This window comes from Mycobacteriales bacterium, assembly GCA_035550055.1.
Lineage (GTDB): Bacteria > Actinomycetota > Actinomycetes > JAFAQI01 > JAFAQI01 > DASZTV01.
Window position 1 is genome coordinate 16,939 of record DASZRO010000073.1, and the last position, 15,939, is coordinate 32,877.

The window sequence follows — 15,939 nt, forward strand, 5'->3', positions numbered from 1 at the left end:
TCTCGTAGCCTCGTCGGATGCTCGTACTCGCGCTCGACACCTCGAGCCCGACCGTGACGGTTGCGGTCTGCTCGGCGGCGGGCGGCGACGTGCGGGTGCGGGCGGAACGCGCCGAGACTGCGCACAACCGCCACGGCGAGCGGGTCGCGCCGCTCACCGCCGCCGTGCTCCGCGACGCCGGCGTCACGGTCGGCGACCTCGAGGGCGTCGTCGTCGGCGTGGGGCCGGCGCCGTTCACCGGGCTGCGCGTCGGCGTCATGACGGCGCGGGCGATGAGCGACGCGTTGCAGATCCCGGCGTTCGGCGTGTGCTCGCTCGACGGCATCGCCCATCGGTTCGCCTGCTCGGACGGGCCGTTCGCGGTGCTCACTGACGCTCGCCGCAAGCAGGTCTACTGGGCGTTGTACGACGAGAGCGGCGCGCGTCGCGACGGACCCGAGCTCGGTACGCCGGCCGACGTCGCCGCGGTGCTGGAAGGCCACACCACGGAAGTGGCCGGTGCCGGCGCGTTGATGTACCGCGACGCGTTCGCCGGTTTCGCGGTGCGCGAGGGCGAACCGGCGCCGCGCGCCGCGGATCTCGTCTGGCGGGCAGACCTCAGCTCGCCGGGCGGCCTCGCACCGCTGTACCTGCGCCGCCCGGACGCGCAGCCGCCGGGCAAGCCGAAGCCGGTGACGCCGTCATGAGGGCGATGCGGTGGTGGGACATCGAGGCGGTGATGACCCTGGAAGAGCAGCTGTTCGCCGAGGACTCGTGGAGCGAGGGCATGTTCTGGTCGGAGCTCGCCGAACGTGACACCCGGCGCTACCTCGTCGAAGACGACGACGCGGGTGCCGTCTGCGCCTACGCCGGCCTGTGTGCGTACGCACCGCACGAGTCCTACATCCAGACCATCGCCGTCGCGCCGCACTCACAGGGCAGAGGGATCGGCAACGCGCTGCTCACCGAGCTGATCGCGGAGTCCGAGCGGCGCGGTTGCCCGCATCTGGACCTGGAGGTCCGGGCGGACAACGACAGCGCGATCCGTCTCTACGAACGGCACGGCTTCACCCGGATCGGGCTGCGGCGCGGCTACTACCAGCCGAGCAACACCGATGCACTGGTCATGCGGAGGGTGGCGTCGTGACGGCGCCTGCGGTCGTGCTCGGGATCGAGACGTCGTGCGACGAGACCGGGGTCGGCATCGTGCGCGGAGGCGAGCTCCTCGCGGACGCGCTCGCGTCGAGCGTCGAGGAGCACGCCCGGTTCGGTGGCGTCGTACCGGAGGTGGCCAGCCGGGCTCACCTCGAGGCGATGGTCCCGACGGTGCATCGCGCGCTCGAGCAGGCCGGCCTGACGATGGCGCAGGTCGACGCCATCGCGGTCACCGCCGGGCCGGGCCTGGCGGGCGCCTTGCTCGTCGGCGTCGCCGCCGCGAAGGCCTACGCGCTGTCGGCGGGCAAGCCGCTCTACGGCGTCAACCACCTCGCTGCGCACGTCGCGGTGGACCGGCTGGCCAACGGCGACCTGCCCGAGCCGTGCATCGCGCTGCTCGTGTCGGGCGGTCACTCCTCGTTGCTGTTGGTCGGGGATCTCGTCGGCGACCTGACGACGTTGGGCGCCACCGTCGACGACGCCGCGGGTGAGGCGTTCGACAAGGTCGCCCGAGTGCTCGGGCTGCCGTTCCCGGGCGGTCCGTACATCGACCGCGCCGCCGGTGAGGGTGATGCCTACTCGATCGACTTCCCGCGCGGCGTGGTCCGGGACGCCCCGTTCTCCTTCACCTTCTCCGGGCTGAAGACGGCGGTCGCCCGGTGGGTCGAGGCAAAGCAGCGGTCCGGTGAGAGCGTGCCGGTGGCCGACGTCGCCGCCTCGTTCCAGGAGGCCGTGACGGACGTGTTGACCGCGCGCGCGATCGCGGCCTGCCGCGAGTACGGCGTCGGGTCGCTGGTCGTCGGCGGTGGGGTGGCCGCCAACTCTCGGCTGCGGGCGATGGCCGCCGAGCGCTGCGAGGACGCCGGCATCACGTTGCGGGTGCCACCGCGCAACCTGTGTACCGACAATGGCGCCATGGTCGCCGCACTCGGCGCGCTGCTCGTCGAGCGCGAGATCGATCCGTCGCCGTTGGACATCCCGGCTGACTCCGCCATGGTCCTCGGGTGAGCGAGCCTCCGCCGCCGGTGCCGAGGCTGCGCCGCGGTCCCGGTCCGACGCCCGGCAACGGCAAGAAGGTGCTGGTCGGCGTTCTCGCGCTCTTCCTGGTCCTGCTCGGCTTCGTACTCATCCTGGTGTTCACGATCGGGCTGAACAACAACGGCGTGAAGATCCCGTCGAGCCAGCCGTCGTCCGCCCCGACCGGGACTCAATCGGCCGGCGCGCCGCCTACGTTCTTCGCGATCGGCGCCGACACCGGCGCGGCCGCCTTCGTACGGCGGGGCGTGGTCTATCGCTCACAGCACGGTCATGCCCGCGCGGTCGCGGCGGCCTCCGCAGTCGACGGTCGGGTCGGCTACTTCGCAGTGCCGGTCGGCGGCTGTCGTACCCGGCTCGACACGCTGTCGGCGGGCCGCTCGATCGACCTGCGAAAGCTCGCCACGATCGCCGGACGGGCGCAGCCCGTGCCGATGTCGATCAGCCCTGACGGCAGGCAGCTCGCCCTGGTCGTGCAGCCGCGCTGCGACGGACGATCACAGCTCGTCGTCTACGACCTGCAGTCGCGCTCGCTCCGCCCGCTCGCCGGCTTCGCGAGAAGCGCTCCGGTCCTGTCGCTGGCGTGGGCCTCCGACAGCCGGCGGCTCGCCGCCCTCACGTCCGGCGTTCGCGGTGGTGGCGGGGTGGTGCAGGAGTTCACCGTGGCGACCCGGTCCGTCCCACGGGGCAACCCGGTTGGCGACGCCCGGGTGGTGCTGTGGTGGCACGGCCGGTTCGCGGTCATCTCAGACGGGGCGATCCGCACGTTCAGCTCCGCCGGCCTCGGCGCGACGCTCGGCACGGGTCTGCCCAGCAGCGTGACGTCGGTGTCGGTGGACCCCAGCGGGACCCGCCTGTTGATGTCAGCCGGTCTGCAGACCGTCGCGGAGCCGGGCGGCATCTCTTTCGGCACCACCTACGTCTGGTCGGCGGGCCAGGCGCGTGTGCTCTCCTCGGGGCACTGGGACGATCCGGTCTGGTAGCCCAGACCGCGCCCTAGTCCTTTCGCAGCGCAACTAATACGGTGGCGGCATGGCCACCGACGCATTCCTCTCCGAGACCGTCTCCATCACCGGGCACGACGGCGACGCCATCGAGGCGTACGCCGCGCTGCCGCAGGACAGCGCACCTCGCGGCGGGGTGGTCGTCATCCACCACATGCCGGGGTACGACGCGCCGACCAAGGAGATCACCCGGGCGTTCGGGGCGCGCGGCTACAACGCGGTCTGTCCGAACCTGTACTGGCGCGAGGCGCCGGGCGCCGACCCCTCCGACGCGGCAGCGACGGCGCGCGCCCAGGGCGGGGTCCCCGACGAGCGATTCGTCGGCGACGCGGGCGGCGCACTGAGCTATCTGCGGGGGCTGCCCAACAGCAACGGGAAGGTCGCGGTCATCGGCTACTGCTCGGGAGGCCGCCACTCGTGGCTCGCCAACGGCAGCCTGCCCTTCGACGCCGCGATCGTCTGCTACGGCGCGTTCATCGTCGGGGAGACCCCTGAAGGGCTGCCCCCGCGCCCGAACCTGGCGCATCTCGCCACGTCGATGTCCGGGCCGGTGCTCGGACTGTTCGGCAACGAAGACGTCTACCCGACCCCGGCGCAGGTCGACGAGCTGGAGGGTCTGCTCAAAGACGCCGGGAAGCCGTACGAGTTCCATCGCTACGACGGCGCGGGGCACGCCTTCTTCGCCGTCGACCGGGCGTCGTACCGGCCCGAGGTGGCCATGGACGCCTGGGGCAAGATCTGGGCCTTTCTGGCGACGACCATCGGGAGCTGACCGGCATGTGCACCTACCAGACCGAGCTGTTCGAGGTCAGCGGCAGCGGCCGCGGCCCGTCGCAGTGGCTGCGCTTCACCGACGCCAGCGTCTACGTCGACCACCCCGTGCACGCCATGGCCGGGCACACGGTCAACATCGACCTGCGGCGGCCGGCGGACGGTCCCGCGGCACGGGTGGCGCTCGAGCTGCACCCGCAGGCGGCCCGCGACCTCGCCGAGGCGATCCTGCGCTCGCTGGCCGCCGTCCCCGAGGCGGTGCTCGCGGCCGGCTGAGGCCCTTTGACGGAACTTGACAGCCTGACGTAGGTTGGCACTCGACACCTCAGAGTGCCAACCCGCCGCGTCGCAGCGGGTCCCGGCAGGCTGGGGGAATCCGTCCACATTCATCTCGCAGGAGGTCCGGTCGTGGCCAGCAAGACCAAGATCAAGCCGCTCGAGGACCGCATCGTGATCTCGGTGCTCGACAGCGAGCAGACCACGGCGTCGGGCATCGTGATCCCGGACACCGCCAAGGAGAAGCCCCAGGAGGGCACCGTGATCGCGGTCGGCCCGGGTCGCTTCGAAGACGGTGCTCGGGTCCCGCTCGACATCAACGAAGGCGACACGGTCATCTTCTCGAAGTACGGCGGAACCGAGGTCAAGTTCGGCGCGGATGAGTACCTCATCCTGTCCGCCCGCGACGTCCTCGCGGTGGTCAACCGCTAGTTCCGCACCCTTCGCGCAACAGGAAAAGCCCGGGCTGCGCCCGGGCTTTTCCTTTTAGCACTCTCCGGTCTAGAGTGCCAGCATGCCCAAGATTCTCTCCTTCCACAGCGATGCCCGCGACTCGCTCCAGCGGGGCGTCGACGCCCTCGCCGACGTCGTGAAGGTCACCCTCGGCCCGCGCGGCCGCAACGTCGTCATCGACAAGAAGTGGGGCGCCCCCACGATCACCAACGACGGTGTGACCATTGCGAAGGAGGTCGAGCTCGAAGACCCCTACGAGAACCTCGGCGCCCAGCTCGCCAAAGAGGTCGCGACCAAGACCAACGACATTGCCGGTGACGGCACGACCACCGCGACCGTGTTGGCCCAGGCCATGGTCCGGGAAGGTCTGCGCAACGTCGCGGCGGGCGCCCAGCCGCTGGCGCTCAAGCGCGGCATCGACGCCGCGGTCGAGGCGGTTAACACCAAGCTGCTCTCGATCGCCCGTGAGGTCGGCGACCAGGCCGAGGTCGCCAACGTCGCGTCGATCTCCGCGCAGGACAGCGCGATCGGCAGCCTCATCGCCGAGGCGTTCGCGAAGGTCGGCAAGGACGGCGTCATCACGGTGGAGGAGGCCCAGACGATGGGCCTCGAGCTCGAGTTCACCGAGGGCATGCAGTTCGACAAGGGCTACATCTCGCCGTACATGGTCACCGACCCGGAGCGGATGGAGGCCGTCCTCGACGACGCCTACGTGCTGATCCACCAGGGCAAGATCAGCGCCGTCGCGGACATCCTGCCGCTGCTCGAGAAGGTCGTGCAGGCGGCGAAGCCGTTGCTCGTCATCGCCGAGGACGTCGAGGGCGAGGCGCTGTCGACGCTGGTCGTCAACAAGATCCGTGGCACGTTCACCGCGGTCGCGGTCAAGGCGCCCGGCTTCGGTGACCGCCGCAAGGCGATGCTCGCCGACATGGCCGTCCTCACCGGCGGCGAGGTCGTCAGCGAGGAGGTCGGCCTCAAGCTCGACCAGGTCGGCCTCGAGGTGCTCGGCAAGGCCCGGCGGGTGACGATCAGCAAGGACGCGACGACGATCGTCGACGGCGCCGGCAAGAAGGCCGCGATCTCAGACCGGATCCGTCAGATCCGTGCCGAGATCGACAACACCGACTCCGACTGGGACCGGGAGAAGCTCCAGGAGCGGCTCGCGAAGCTCTCCGGCGGCGTCGGCGTCATCCGCGTGGGCGCCCACACCGAGGTCGAGCTCAAGGAGAAGAAGCACCGGCTCGAGGACGCGATCTCCGCGACGCGCGCGGCGATCGAGGAGGGCATCGTCGCCGGCGGCGGCTCCGCTCTGGTCCGGGCGCTGCCGGCGCTCAAGGACGACCTCGGGCTCGAGGGCGACGAGGCGACCGGTGTGGCGATCGTGCGCAAGGCGCTCGTCGAGCCGCTGCGCTGGATCGCCCACAACGCCGGTCTCGAGGGCTACGTCGCGGTGCAGAAGGTCAGCGACCTGAAGGCCGGTTTCGGTCTCAACGCGGCGACCGGCGAGTACGTCGACCTGCTGAAGGCCGGCGTCGTGGACCCGGTCAAGGTCACCCGCTCCGCCGTACGCAACGCCGCGAGCATCGCGGGGATGCTGCTGACCACCGAGACCCTCGTCGTCGACAAGCCCGAGGAGGCCGAGCCCGAGGGCCACGGCCACAGCCACGGCCACTCGCACGGCCCCGGCGGTCACAGCCACTAGCCTTCGCGGCGTGGCGAAAACCGCCGATCTGCCGTCGCTGCTCGCGACCAGCGAGCGCGCGGTGTTCCACGGTGCGCCCGGCAAGGCCGTCGCCGACCTCGAGCAAGCGGTCGGGCTCGCGCAAAGCGAGGGCCTGCACGCCGAGGTCGCCGCGGCGGCCTGGCTGCTCGGCGTCGCGCTGACCGCCTCCGGGCGCTACGGCGCGGGCCTTCGGGTGCTCGTCCCGCTGCTCGAGGCGGGAGAGGCACGCGACGCCAGCACGACGACGGCGGAGTTGAAGCTGTTCTCCTCCCTTGCCGGCGGTACGGCGGCGAGCGTGCATCGCGGGCTCGGCCGGGCGGAGGCCGCGATGGCCCTCGACGCGCGTGGGCTTTCCCTGACCGACGGCCCCGGCGAGGCCGCGTTCGACTGCCTGCTCGGGCTGGCCGCCGACGCGGTCGGAGCCGGCCGGGCGGATGAGGCGAAGAAGCGGTTCACGCAGGCGAGTGCCGTGATCGAGGGCCACGGCGGCGACTGGTGGCGGCAGAAGGTGCGCCTGGAGTGGGTGCGCGCCGAGATCGCGATGCTGGCCGGCAGGCCCAGCGAGGCGCGCGCGGCCGCGGTCGAGGCGGTCGCGGGTGCGGAGCGGGCGCGGGCGCCGCGGCACGTCTCCAAAGGGTTGCTGTTCCAGGGCGTCGCGGAGCTTCAGTCGGGCGAGGGAGACGCGGCAGCCACGTTGCGTCGCGCGGCGACCCTCGCCGAGGGCCTCGGCGCGCTGCCGCTGGTCTGGCAGTCCCGAGCATTGCTCGGCGCGCTGCTCGGCGCCGGCAACGAGGAGGCCGCACGGTCGCTGGCCGCAGCTCGAAACGCCGTCCTCACCATCGCCGCGGACCTGCCTGCCGAGCTGCGCGACGAGTGGCTGGCCAGGCCCAACGTCAGCGCGCTGCTCGAGGGCTGAACCTGCGCATCGCCCTTCGTAGGAGCGGCGTTCAGGTGCTCGCTCACCAGTGAAGTCGAGGCGGGTTCGTGCCGATGAAGCACTCGTGACCAGCGTGTTGATCTGCGACGACCAGCGCACCGTGCGCGACGGTCTGGCGCGCTGCGTCGCCTCGATCCCCGGGGTCGCCCGGGTGGACACTGCGGCCAGCGGTGAAGAGGTGCTCGCCCGCTGGCCGGCGGAGCGTCACGACCTGGTGCTGATGGACGTCCAGATGCCGGGCATCGGCGGCGTCGAGGCCACCCGCCGGCTCACCCGCGACTACCCGACCGCCACCGTGGTCATGCTCACCGTCGCCGCCGACCGCGACGCCGTCGCGACAGCGATCGCCGGCGGCGCCCGCGGTTACCTGCACAAGGAGACCTCGCGCGAGGAGGTGTGCGCGACGGTCGCCCACGCGCTGACGTTGTCGGTGCTCGGCGGTGAGGCGCCGAAGCCGGCCGCGCCGCGACGTACCGACGATGCGCCTGACCTCACCCAGCGTGAGCTGCAGGTCCTGACCGGCATGGCGGGCGGCAAGAGCAACGCGCAGATCGGCCGGGACCTGTTCCTGTCCGAGGACACGATCAAGACCCACGCTCGGCGGCTGTTCCGCAAGCTCGACGTCGGGGACCGCGCCGAGGCTGTCGCCTCAGGCTTCCGCCACGGGCTCGTCTCCTAGCGCAGCCGATCAGCCCGGCTGGTCGTCGTCGGCCGGGTCGTCGTCGGCGGTCAGCACGCCGTCGGCGAACCCGCGCGCGTAGTCCCAGCTGACGTAGTCGGCCGGGTCGGGCGCGTACGCCGGCTCGTGCACGTGCGGAGCGCCGGCGTCGAGCAGGCTGCGCAGGTTCCCGCGGATCAGGTCCCACGAGAAGTAGTGCGCCTCGTGGCAGTCGTCGCAGTCGACCACGAGACCCTTGATCCCGCGCGGGCCGAGCAACGCCTGGAACACCTCGAGGTCCTCGAGATCCTCGAGCAGATCCTGTCGCTCGTCGTCGGTCAGCGGCTCGTCGTCGTAGTCGTCGGCCGACAGCGCTGCCGCAGGGTCGCTCGGATCACCCGCGAACGGGTCGATCGGGCTGTCGTCCTTCACCCCTCAACGCTATCCCGCCTAGAATCCATACATGGAGGCGTCGTTTCCGGAGAAGTTCGCCCCGCTCGGCCTGACCTTCGACGACGTGCTGCTGCTGCCGGCAGCGTCGGACGTCGTACCCAGCGAGGTCGACCTCGCCACCCGGCTCTCGCGCAACATCGCGGTGCGCTCGCCGCTGGTGTCGAGCGCGATGGACACCGTCACCGAGGGCCGGATGGCCATCGCGATGGCGCGCCAGGGCGGCCTCGGGATCCTGCACCGCAACCTGTCCGTGGAGGACCAGGCAGTGCAGGTCGACATCGTGAAGCGCTCCGAAGCCGGGATGATCACCTCGCCGGTGACTTGCAGCCCTGACGACACGATCTCCGACGCCGACGAGCTGATGGGCCGCTACCGGATCTCCGGCGTCCCGGTCACCGACGACGACGGGGTGCTGGTCGGCATCGTCACCAACCGCGACATCCGGTTCGAACGCGACGGGGCGCGGCTGGTGCGTGAGGTCATGACGTCGATGCCCCTCGTGACCGCTCCGGTGGGCGTCTCCCACGCCGACGCGTTGGCTCTGCTGCAGCAGCACAAGGTGGAGAAGCTGCCGATCGTCGACGACGGCGGCCGGTTGCGCGGCCTGATCACCGTGAAGGACTTCGCGAAGAGCGAGGAGTACCCCAACGCCACGAAGGACGCCGCCGGCCGGCTCGTCGTCGGCGCCGCAGTCGGGGTCGGCGAAGACGCCTTCAAGCGGGCGATGACACTCGTCGACGCCGGGGTGGACGTGCTCGTCGTGGACACCGCTCACGGGCACTCGCGGTCGGTCCTGGAGATGGTCGCCCGCGTCAAGAAGGCGGTCTCGATCGACGTCGTCGGCGGCAACATCGCCACGGGCGCCGCGGCCGCGGCGCTGATCGAAGCGGGCGCCGACGCCGTGAAGGTCGGGGTTGGCCCCGGCTCGATCTGTACGACGCGCGTGGTGGCCGGAGTCGGTGTGCCGCAGATCTCCGCGATCTACGACGTCGCGCAGGTCGCCGCTGCGGCTGGCGTCCCGGTGATCGCGGATGGCGGGATGCAGTACTCCGGAGACATCGCCAAGGCGATCGCCGCGGGAGCCGACAGCGTGATGCTCGGATCCCTGCTCGCCGGCTGCGAGGAGTCACCCGGCGAGCTGCTGTTCGTCAACGGCAAGCAGTTCAAGTCCTACCGAGGGATGGGCTCGCTGGGAGCGATGCAGTCGCGCGGCCAAGGTCGCTCCTACTCCAAGGACCGCTACTTCCAGGACGACGTGCTCTCCGACGACAAGCTCGTTCCGGAGGGCGTCGAGGGGCAGGTGCCCTACCGCGGACCGCTCGGTGCGGTCGCCCATCAGCTGCTCGGCGGGTTGCGCGCGGCCATGGGCTACTGCGGCGCGAAGACCATCGCCGAGCTCAAGGCGGCGCAGCTGGTCCGGATCACCGCGGCCGGGCTGAAGGAGAGCCACCCGCACGACATCGCGATGACCACCGAGGCCCCGAACTACACGAGCCGATGATCCGCGACAACGTCGAGATCGGCATCGGCCGGTCCGCCCGCCGCGGGTACTCGCTGGACGACATCGCGATCGTCCCGTCGCGGCGTACCCGCGACGTGGACGTGGTCTCGCTGAGCTGGCAGATCGACGCCTACCGGTTCGACCTGCCCATGGTCGCCGTACCTTCCGACGCCACGATGTCGCCGGCGACGGTGGCGTCGGTCAACCAGTCGGGTGGGCTCGGCGTCCTCGACGCCGAAGGGCTGTGGACCAGGTACGACGACCCGTCGGCGGTCTACGCCGAGCTCGCCGACCTCGACAGCGGCGATGCCACCGCGACGCTGCAACGCGTCTACGCCGAGCCGGTGCGCGACGACCTCATCACGCAGCGGATCAAGGAGCTTCGCGACAGCGGCGTCGTCACCGCGGTGCGGGTCTCGCCGCAGCACACGTTGCGCTACGCGCCGACGATCCTCGCGGCCGGCGTGGACCTGCTCGTCATCCAGGGCACGATCGTCTCCGCCGAGCACGTGTCGGCGTCCGCCGCGGAGCCGCCGCTGAACCTCAAGACGTTCATCGCCGACCTCGACGTCCCGGTCATCGTCGGCGGCTGCACCAACTACCAGACCGCGCTGCACCTGATGCGTACCGGCGCCGCCGGCGTCATCGTGGGCACCGGCGCCGACGAGTGGTCGACGACCGGGGCGGTCCTCGGCATCGACGTTCCGATGGCCACCGCGATCGTCGACGCCGCCGCGGCGCGCCGTGACTACCTCGACGAGACCGGCGGTCGCTACGTCCATGTGATCGCGGCCGGCGAGATCGAGACCAGCGGCGACATCGCGAAGGCGCTGGCCTGCGGCGCCGACGCCGTGATGCTCGGCGAGCCGCTGTCGGTGGCCGCGGAGGCGCCCGGCAAGGGGGCGTGGTGGCAGCCCGCGGCCTCGCACCCGAAGCTGCCGCGGGGACGCTTCGCGGAAGTCGCGGGTGGCTGGCCGCTGGCGCCGCTCGCCGAAGTGATCCGTGGCGCGTCGGCTTCGCCCGACGGCTACCTCAACCTGTTCGGCGCCGTGCGCCGGTCCATCGCGAAAGCCGGCTACAGCGACTTGAAGGAGTTCCAGCGGGTGGAGCTGGTCGTCCGCGCCTAGCCGGCGTCGGCGCTCGCTCGCTCCAGGACCTGCGCCAGCACCTCCGGCGGCTGGGCACCGGACAGCCCGTACCGGCGGTCGATCACGAAGAACGGCACGCCGGTGACGCCGAGCTCGTGGGCCTGCCGCTCGTCGGCGACCACCTGCTCCTCGAACGCGCCGGTCCGCAGCGTCGCCACGGCCTCGTCGGGGTCCATCCCGTCGACCTCGGCAGCGAGCGCGGCGAGCGAGTCGGCGTCGAAGATCGACCGCTGCTCGCTGAAGTGGGCGCGATAGAGCCGTTCGACCATCGCGTCCTGGACGCCGCGCTGGCGGGCGAGGTGGATCAGCCGGTGCGCGTTCCGCGTGTTGCCCGACCGCTGCCCGTCGAGGTTGAACGTCAGGCCCGCTTCAGCGGCGCGTGCGGTCATCTGCTGCTGGGCGGCAACGGCCTGCCCCTCCGACATCCCGTACTTGGTGGCGAGCCGCTTGATCGTCAACGGCGACTCGTCGCGAGGCGAGGTCGGATCCAGCTCGAAGGAGTGATGGACGACCTCCACCTCGCCCTCGAAGCCCTCCAGCGCCTTGTGCAGATGCTGGCGTCCCAGGTAGCACCACGGGCAGATGACGTCGGACCAGATGTCGATGCGCACGTCTGGTCAACAGCGCGAGACGGCGATGTCATCCGTGTGCCGACGATGCGTCGGCCGATATCCTCGACCCGGTGACGGCATCCGCGGACGGCTTCGACGTCGTTCTCGTCGTGGACTTCGGGGCGCAGTACGCCCAGCTCATCGCCCGCCGGGTCCGGGAGTGCCGCGTCTACAGCGAGATCGTGCCGTCCTCGATGCCCGTGGCGGACATGCTCGCGAAGCGGCCGAAGGCGATCATCCTGTCCGGCGGGCCTGCTTCGGTCTACGCCGACGGCGCGCCGCAGGTCGACCCGGCGCTGTTCGCCGCCGGCGTACCGACGTTCGGCATCTGCTACGGCTTCCAGGCCATGGCGCAGACCCTCGGCGGCGAGGTCCGCCACACCGGACTGAGCGAGTTCGGCGCGACGGCGCTACAGGTGACCGGCGGTGGCGGTGTGCTGCTCGACGGCCTGCCCGAAACCCAGCAGGTGTGGATGTCGCACGGCGACGCGGTGTTCGCACCGCCTGCCGGGTTCACCACGATCGCGGTCACCGACGGCGCGCCGGTCGCCGCTTTCGAGGACGCGTCCCGCCGCCTCGCCGGGGTGCAGTTCCATCCGGAGGTGCTGCACACCTCGCATGGCCAGGCGGTGCTGGAACGGTTCCTGCTGGAGATCGCCGGGTGCCGGCCCACCTGGACGATGGTCAACATCGTCGACGAGCAGGTCGACAAGATCCGGGCGCAGGTCGGCGGCAAGCGCGCGATCTGCGGCCTGTCCGGCGGCGTCGACTCAGCCGTCGCGGCCGCCCTTGTGCAGCGCGCGATCGGTGACCGGCTGACCTGCGTGTTCGTCGACCACGGCCTGCTGCGCAAGGGTGAGGCGGAGCAGGTCGAGCGCGACTTCGTCGCCTCCACCGGCGTACGGCTGAAGGTCGTCGACGCCCAGGAGCGGTTCCTCACCGCCCTGGCCGGGGTGACCGACCCCGAACAGAAGCGCAAGATCATCGGTCGCGAGTTCATCCGGGTGTTCGAAGCCGCCGCGCGAGAGGTCGTCGCCGAATCGCAGGCATCGGGGGAGTCGGTGGACTTCCTGGTGCAGGGCACGCTCTACCCGGACGTCGTCGAGTCGGGTGGCGGCGAGGGTGCCGCCAACATCAAGAGCCACCACAACGTCGGCGGGCTCCCCGACGATCTCCAGTTTGCGCTGGTCGAGCCGTTGCGCGCGCTGTTCAAGGACGAGGTGCGCAAGGTGGGGGAGCAGCTCGGCCTGCCGGCCGAGATCGTCTGGCGGCAGCCGTTCCCGGGTCCGGGCCTCGGCATCCGGATCGTCGGCGCGGTCGACCGCGACCGGCTCGAGGTGCTGCGAGCCGCGGACGCGATCGCCCGCGAGGAGCTGACGTCCGCCGGACTCGACCGCGACATCTGGCAGTGCCCGGTGGTGCTGCTCGCCGACGTGCGGTCCGTCGGAGTGCAAGGCGACGGCCGGACCTACGGTCACCCCGTCGTGTTGCGGCCGGTCTCCAGCGAGGACGCCATGACCGCCGACTGGACCCGGGTGCCCTACGAAGTCCTGGCGCGCATCTCGACCCGGATCACCAACGAGGTCCGCGAGGTGAATCGGGTGGTGCTCGACGTCACGAGCAAGCCGCCCGGCACGATCGAGTGGGAGTAGCGCGCTACGCGCGCGGAAGCGCGACCCTTGGCGCACGCGCGGCGGAGTAGTGCACCGGCGCGAAGTACTCGGGGGTGTAGGCCGGGACAGCAGAGGGCGCAGCAACGGTCGGGGCAGCCGCCGGTTGCGGGTCCACTGAGACGGCAGTGTTGTTCGCCTCGATGCGTTTGCAGACCATGCAGTACGCCGCGGTGCCGACGATTGCCGCGATAGCGAGGACTACCAGCAGCATCATGGCCTGAGATTGCCCCTGTCCCGACTCGGCTAACCCTTGCGGTAGGCCAGATCGACGATCGGACGTTGCGCGGCGATGCCCCGTCGCTCGAACCGGGTCAGCGGGCGAGCGTCGTAGCGCTCGGTCACCCCGCCGGACAGCAGCGGCTCGGCGTCGAGCACCTCCTGCATCTGTACGGCGTAGTGCGGCCAGTCGGTGGCGAGCCGCCAGACGCCGCCGGGCGCTAGTCGAGACGCTGCCAGGGCGGCGAACGCGGGCCCGACCAGCCGTCGTTTGTGGTGGCGCGGCTTCGGCCACGGGTCGGGGAAGAAGGTCCAGAGCTCCTCGATCGACGACGGCGCGACGATGTGCTCGAGACACCAGGCGGCGTCGAGCGTCGAGAGCCGGACGTTGGCAGGCTGCGGACCGGACAGGGCGGCAAGGCAGGCCGCATGCCCTGGCTGCCAGACCTCGAAGCCGACGACGTTCCAGTCGGGGCGCGCCACCGCCAGCGCGAGGAGTGACTCGCCGACCCCGAAGCCGATCTCCACCGCGAGGGGCGCTGCGCGGTCGAAGGCGTCGGTGATCCTGAAGCCCTCGACGGTCTGGGTCGCGGGCGGGAGCACGTAGCGCTCGGCGCCGGCATCCCACGCGCGCTGCTGGGCTTCGGTCAGCCGGGTGCCCCGCCGGCGGTAGCTGCGGATCCGGTAGGCCTCGGTCGGTCGTGCGGGGGCTGCTCCGACCGGTTCCACATCTCGATGCTACGTGTGACCTACCTCACTGGTCCAACCAGTAGACCAGCACGGTCGCTCAGTCGTAGGGTGCGTCCCATGAGCCCTGGAACGGCGGTGCTGCTGGCCGCGATCCCGATGTTCGTGATCCTGCTCGCGGTCGAGGCGCTGTCCTTCCGGTTCGACCCGGACGAGGACATGCGGGGCTACTACTGGCGCGACAGTGTGGCGAGCGTGTCGATGGGCTTCGGGTTCCTGGTCATCGAAGTCGGCTGGAAGATCGTGTCGCTCGCGGCGTACGTCGGGGTCTACGAGCTGACGCCACTGCGGTTGTCGCCGCACGACTGGTGGACCTGGGTCGCGCTCTTCTTCGCCGACGACTTCGTCTACTACTGGTATCACCGGGCGCACCACGAGATCCGCGTGTTGTGGGCCAGCCACGTGGTCCATCACTCGAGCGAGCGCTACAACCTCTCGACGGCGCTGCGCCAGACCTGGACCCCGTTCACGGTGGTCCCGTTCTACGTGCCGCTCGCCGCGATCGGCATCCCGCCGTGGATGATCCTGCTCGAGCAGTCGGTCAGCCTAATCTACCAGTTCTGGATCCACACCGAGCGGATCGGCAAGCTCCCGCGCTGGTTCGAGTACGTCTGGAACACCCCGTCGCACCACCGGGTGCACCACGGCTCCAACGCGGCCTACCTCGACCGCAACTACGGCGGCATCCTGATCATTTGGGACCGGCTGTTCGCCACCTTCACCGCCGAAGCCGAGCGGGTCCGTTACGGGCTGACCAAGAACATCTCGACCTACAACCCACTGCGGGTCGCCTTCCACGAGTACGCCGCGATCTGGTCTGACGTCGCCGGCGCCCGGCGGCTGCGCGACCGGCTTGCACACCTCACCCGCGGACCGGGGTGGGCACCGGCACACGTCGAGCTCGCCGTCCGATGACCGCCTCTGGCGGTGCCGTCGTGTTCGCGCCGGTCGCGCGGGCGTCGGTGTCCGACGACGTCTACCGGCAGCTCAGAGACGCGATCGTCGGGGGAGCGGTCGAAGGCGGCTCGCCACTGGCCGGGGAGCGGGCCCTCGCGGAGCAGTTCGGCGTCAACCGCCACGCGGTCCGCGAAGCGATCCGCCGACTCGAGCAGGCGAAGCTGGTCGAGGTCAGCCACGGTGGTGCGACCCGGGTACTCGACTGGCGCACCAGCGCCGGGCTCGAGCTCCTGGCCGAGCTCGGCGCCTCCGGCGACGTCACCCCCGCGGAGCTGATCAGGTCCGTGGTCGAGATGCGGCTGGCGGTCGGGGTCGATGCCGCGAGGCTGGCCGCCCGACGCATCTCCAAGCCTGCCGCCGACGAGCTCCTGCGCCACGTCAGCGACCTGCAGGAGCGTGACCCGGCGCCAGAGGTCGGCGAGCTCGCCGTCGCCTACGACGCGCTGTGGCGGCTGATCGTCGCGGCCTCCGGGAACATCGCCTACCAGCTCGCCGACAACTCGCTGGTCGAGGCGTTGCAGCGGATGCCCGAGCTGGCGCTTGCGCTCTCCGAGCCGGAGATCACCGACCTGGCGACGCAACGTGAGCTGGTCGCCGCGATCGCTGCTGGCTCGCAGGACGAGGCGGTGCGACTGGCGACGA

At 71.0% G+C, this 15,939-nt stretch carries 19 protein-coding genes; 15 read left to right on the plus strand and 4 right to left on the minus strand.

Features of this window, described 5'->3' with window-relative positions:
- The first annotated feature begins 17 nt into the window (after nt 1-17).
- The 10 genes from tsaB to VG899_11140 all read left to right on the plus strand — a co-directional run bounded on the left by tsaB (nt 18) and on the right by VG899_11140 (nt 8,012).
- The gene (gene tsaB / locus VG899_11095) at nt 18-686 is read left to right on the plus strand and encodes a tRNA (adenosine(37)-N6)-threonylcarbamoyltransferase complex dimerization subunit type 1 TsaB (GenBank protein HWA66902.1); all 669 of its coding nucleotides are present in this window, start codon (nt 18-20) and stop codon (nt 684-686) included.
- Complete coding sequence (gene rimI / locus VG899_11100) at nt 683-1,126, plus strand: ribosomal protein S18-alanine N-acetyltransferase (protein ID HWA66903.1); 444 nt, start codon at nt 683-685, stop codon at nt 1,124-1,126. Before tsaB ends, rimI begins: the two co-directional genes overlap by 4 nt.
- The gene (tsaD, locus tag VG899_11105; GenBank protein HWA66904.1) at nt 1,123-2,142 is read left to right on the plus strand and encodes a tRNA (adenosine(37)-N6)-threonylcarbamoyltransferase complex transferase subunit TsaD; all 1,020 of its coding nucleotides are present in this window, start codon (nt 1,123-1,125) and stop codon (nt 2,140-2,142) included. The genes rimI and tsaD overlap by 4 nt, the downstream gene beginning before the upstream one ends.
- A complete protein-coding gene (locus VG899_11110; GenBank protein HWA66905.1) occupies nt 2,139-3,152 on the plus strand; it encodes a WD40 repeat domain-containing protein in 1,014 nt (337 codons plus the stop codon). Before tsaD ends, VG899_11110 begins: the two co-directional genes overlap by 4 nt.
- A gap of 49 nt (nt 3,153-3,201) precedes the next feature.
- Nucleotides 3,202-3,945: a dienelactone hydrolase family protein gene (locus VG899_11115; GenBank protein ID HWA66906.1), complete on the plus strand. Its 744-nt coding sequence runs from the start codon at nt 3,202-3,204 to the stop codon at nt 3,943-3,945.
- A 5-nt stretch (nt 3,946-3,950) separates the two neighbouring features.
- Entirely contained in the window at nt 3,951-4,220 is a 270-nt protein-coding gene (locus VG899_11120) for a DUF6295 family protein (protein ID HWA66907.1), read from the plus strand.
- 132 nt (nt 4,221-4,352) lie between these two features.
- Nucleotides 4,353-4,652: a co-chaperone GroES gene (gene groES, locus VG899_11125; GenBank protein ID HWA66908.1), complete on the plus strand. Its 300-nt coding sequence runs from the start codon at nt 4,353-4,355 to the stop codon at nt 4,650-4,652.
- Nucleotides 4,653-4,734: 82 nt separating this feature from the next.
- Nucleotides 4,735-6,375, plus strand: a complete 1,641-nt coding sequence (gene groL, locus VG899_11130; protein ID HWA66909.1) for a chaperonin GroEL — start codon at nt 4,735-4,737, stop codon at nt 6,373-6,375.
- 10 nt (nt 6,376-6,385) lie between these two features.
- Nucleotides 6,386-7,312 (plus strand): hypothetical protein, encoded by a 927-nt coding sequence (locus tag VG899_11135; GenBank protein HWA66910.1) that lies wholly within the window; start codon nt 6,386-6,388, stop codon nt 7,310-7,312.
- An 85-nt stretch (nt 7,313-7,397) separates the two neighbouring features.
- Nucleotides 7,398-8,012 (plus strand): response regulator transcription factor, encoded by a 615-nt coding sequence (locus VG899_11140; GenBank protein ID HWA66911.1) that lies wholly within the window; start codon nt 7,398-7,400, stop codon nt 8,010-8,012.
- Nucleotides 8,013-8,021: 9 nt separating this feature from the next.
- Here the strand turns inward: VG899_11140 and VG899_11145 are convergent, their stop codons facing one another.
- Entirely contained in the window at nt 8,022-8,423 is a 402-nt protein-coding gene (locus tag VG899_11145) for a DUF5319 family protein (protein ID HWA66912.1), read from the minus strand.
- Nucleotides 8,424-8,454: 31 nt separating this feature from the next.
- Here VG899_11145 and guaB point away from each other — a divergent pair, with 31 nt between their 5' ends.
- Nucleotides 8,455-9,945 (plus strand): IMP dehydrogenase, encoded by a 1,491-nt coding sequence (gene guaB, locus VG899_11150; protein ID HWA66913.1) that lies wholly within the window; start codon nt 8,455-8,457, stop codon nt 9,943-9,945.
- Nucleotides 9,945-11,072 carry a GuaB3 family IMP dehydrogenase-related protein gene (locus VG899_11155; GenBank protein ID HWA66914.1) on the plus strand — a complete coding sequence of 376 codons (1,128 nt, stop codon included), beginning with the start codon at nt 9,945-9,947 and terminating at the stop codon, nt 11,070-11,072. Before guaB ends, VG899_11155 begins: the two co-directional genes overlap by 1 nt.
- On the opposite strand, the gene VG899_11160 is transcribed toward VG899_11155, so the two are convergent.
- Nucleotides 11,069-11,704, minus strand: a complete 636-nt coding sequence (locus tag VG899_11160) for a DsbA family oxidoreductase (GenBank protein HWA66915.1) — start codon at nt 11,702-11,704, stop codon at nt 11,069-11,071. The genes VG899_11155 and VG899_11160 overlap by 4 nt on opposite strands.
- A gap of 71 nt (nt 11,705-11,775) precedes the next feature.
- Between VG899_11160 and guaA the strand changes: the two genes are divergently transcribed.
- Entirely contained in the window at nt 11,776-13,356 is a 1,581-nt protein-coding gene (gene guaA / locus VG899_11165) for a glutamine-hydrolyzing GMP synthase (protein HWA66916.1), read from the plus strand.
- A gap of 4 nt (nt 13,357-13,360) precedes the next feature.
- Here the strand turns inward: guaA and VG899_11170 are convergent, their stop codons facing one another.
- Nucleotides 13,361-13,591, minus strand: coding sequence for a hypothetical protein (locus tag VG899_11170; protein HWA66917.1), 231 nt, complete (start codon nt 13,589-13,591; stop codon nt 13,361-13,363).
- A 29-nt stretch (nt 13,592-13,620) separates the two neighbouring features.
- Entirely contained in the window at nt 13,621-14,322 is a 702-nt protein-coding gene (gene trmB / locus VG899_11175) for a tRNA (guanosine(46)-N7)-methyltransferase TrmB (protein ID HWA66918.1), read from the minus strand.
- Between the two features lie 78 nt (nt 14,323-14,400).
- Here trmB and VG899_11180 point away from each other — a divergent pair, with 78 nt between their 5' ends.
- Nucleotides 14,401-15,255: a sterol desaturase family protein gene (locus VG899_11180; protein ID HWA66919.1), complete on the plus strand. Its 855-nt coding sequence runs from the start codon at nt 14,401-14,403 to the stop codon at nt 15,253-15,255.
- Nucleotides 15,252-15,939: GntR family transcriptional regulator (locus tag VG899_11185; GenBank protein HWA66920.1), on the plus strand; the 688-nt coding region annotated here is incomplete at its 3' end. The genes VG899_11180 and VG899_11185, both read left to right, overlap by 4 nt.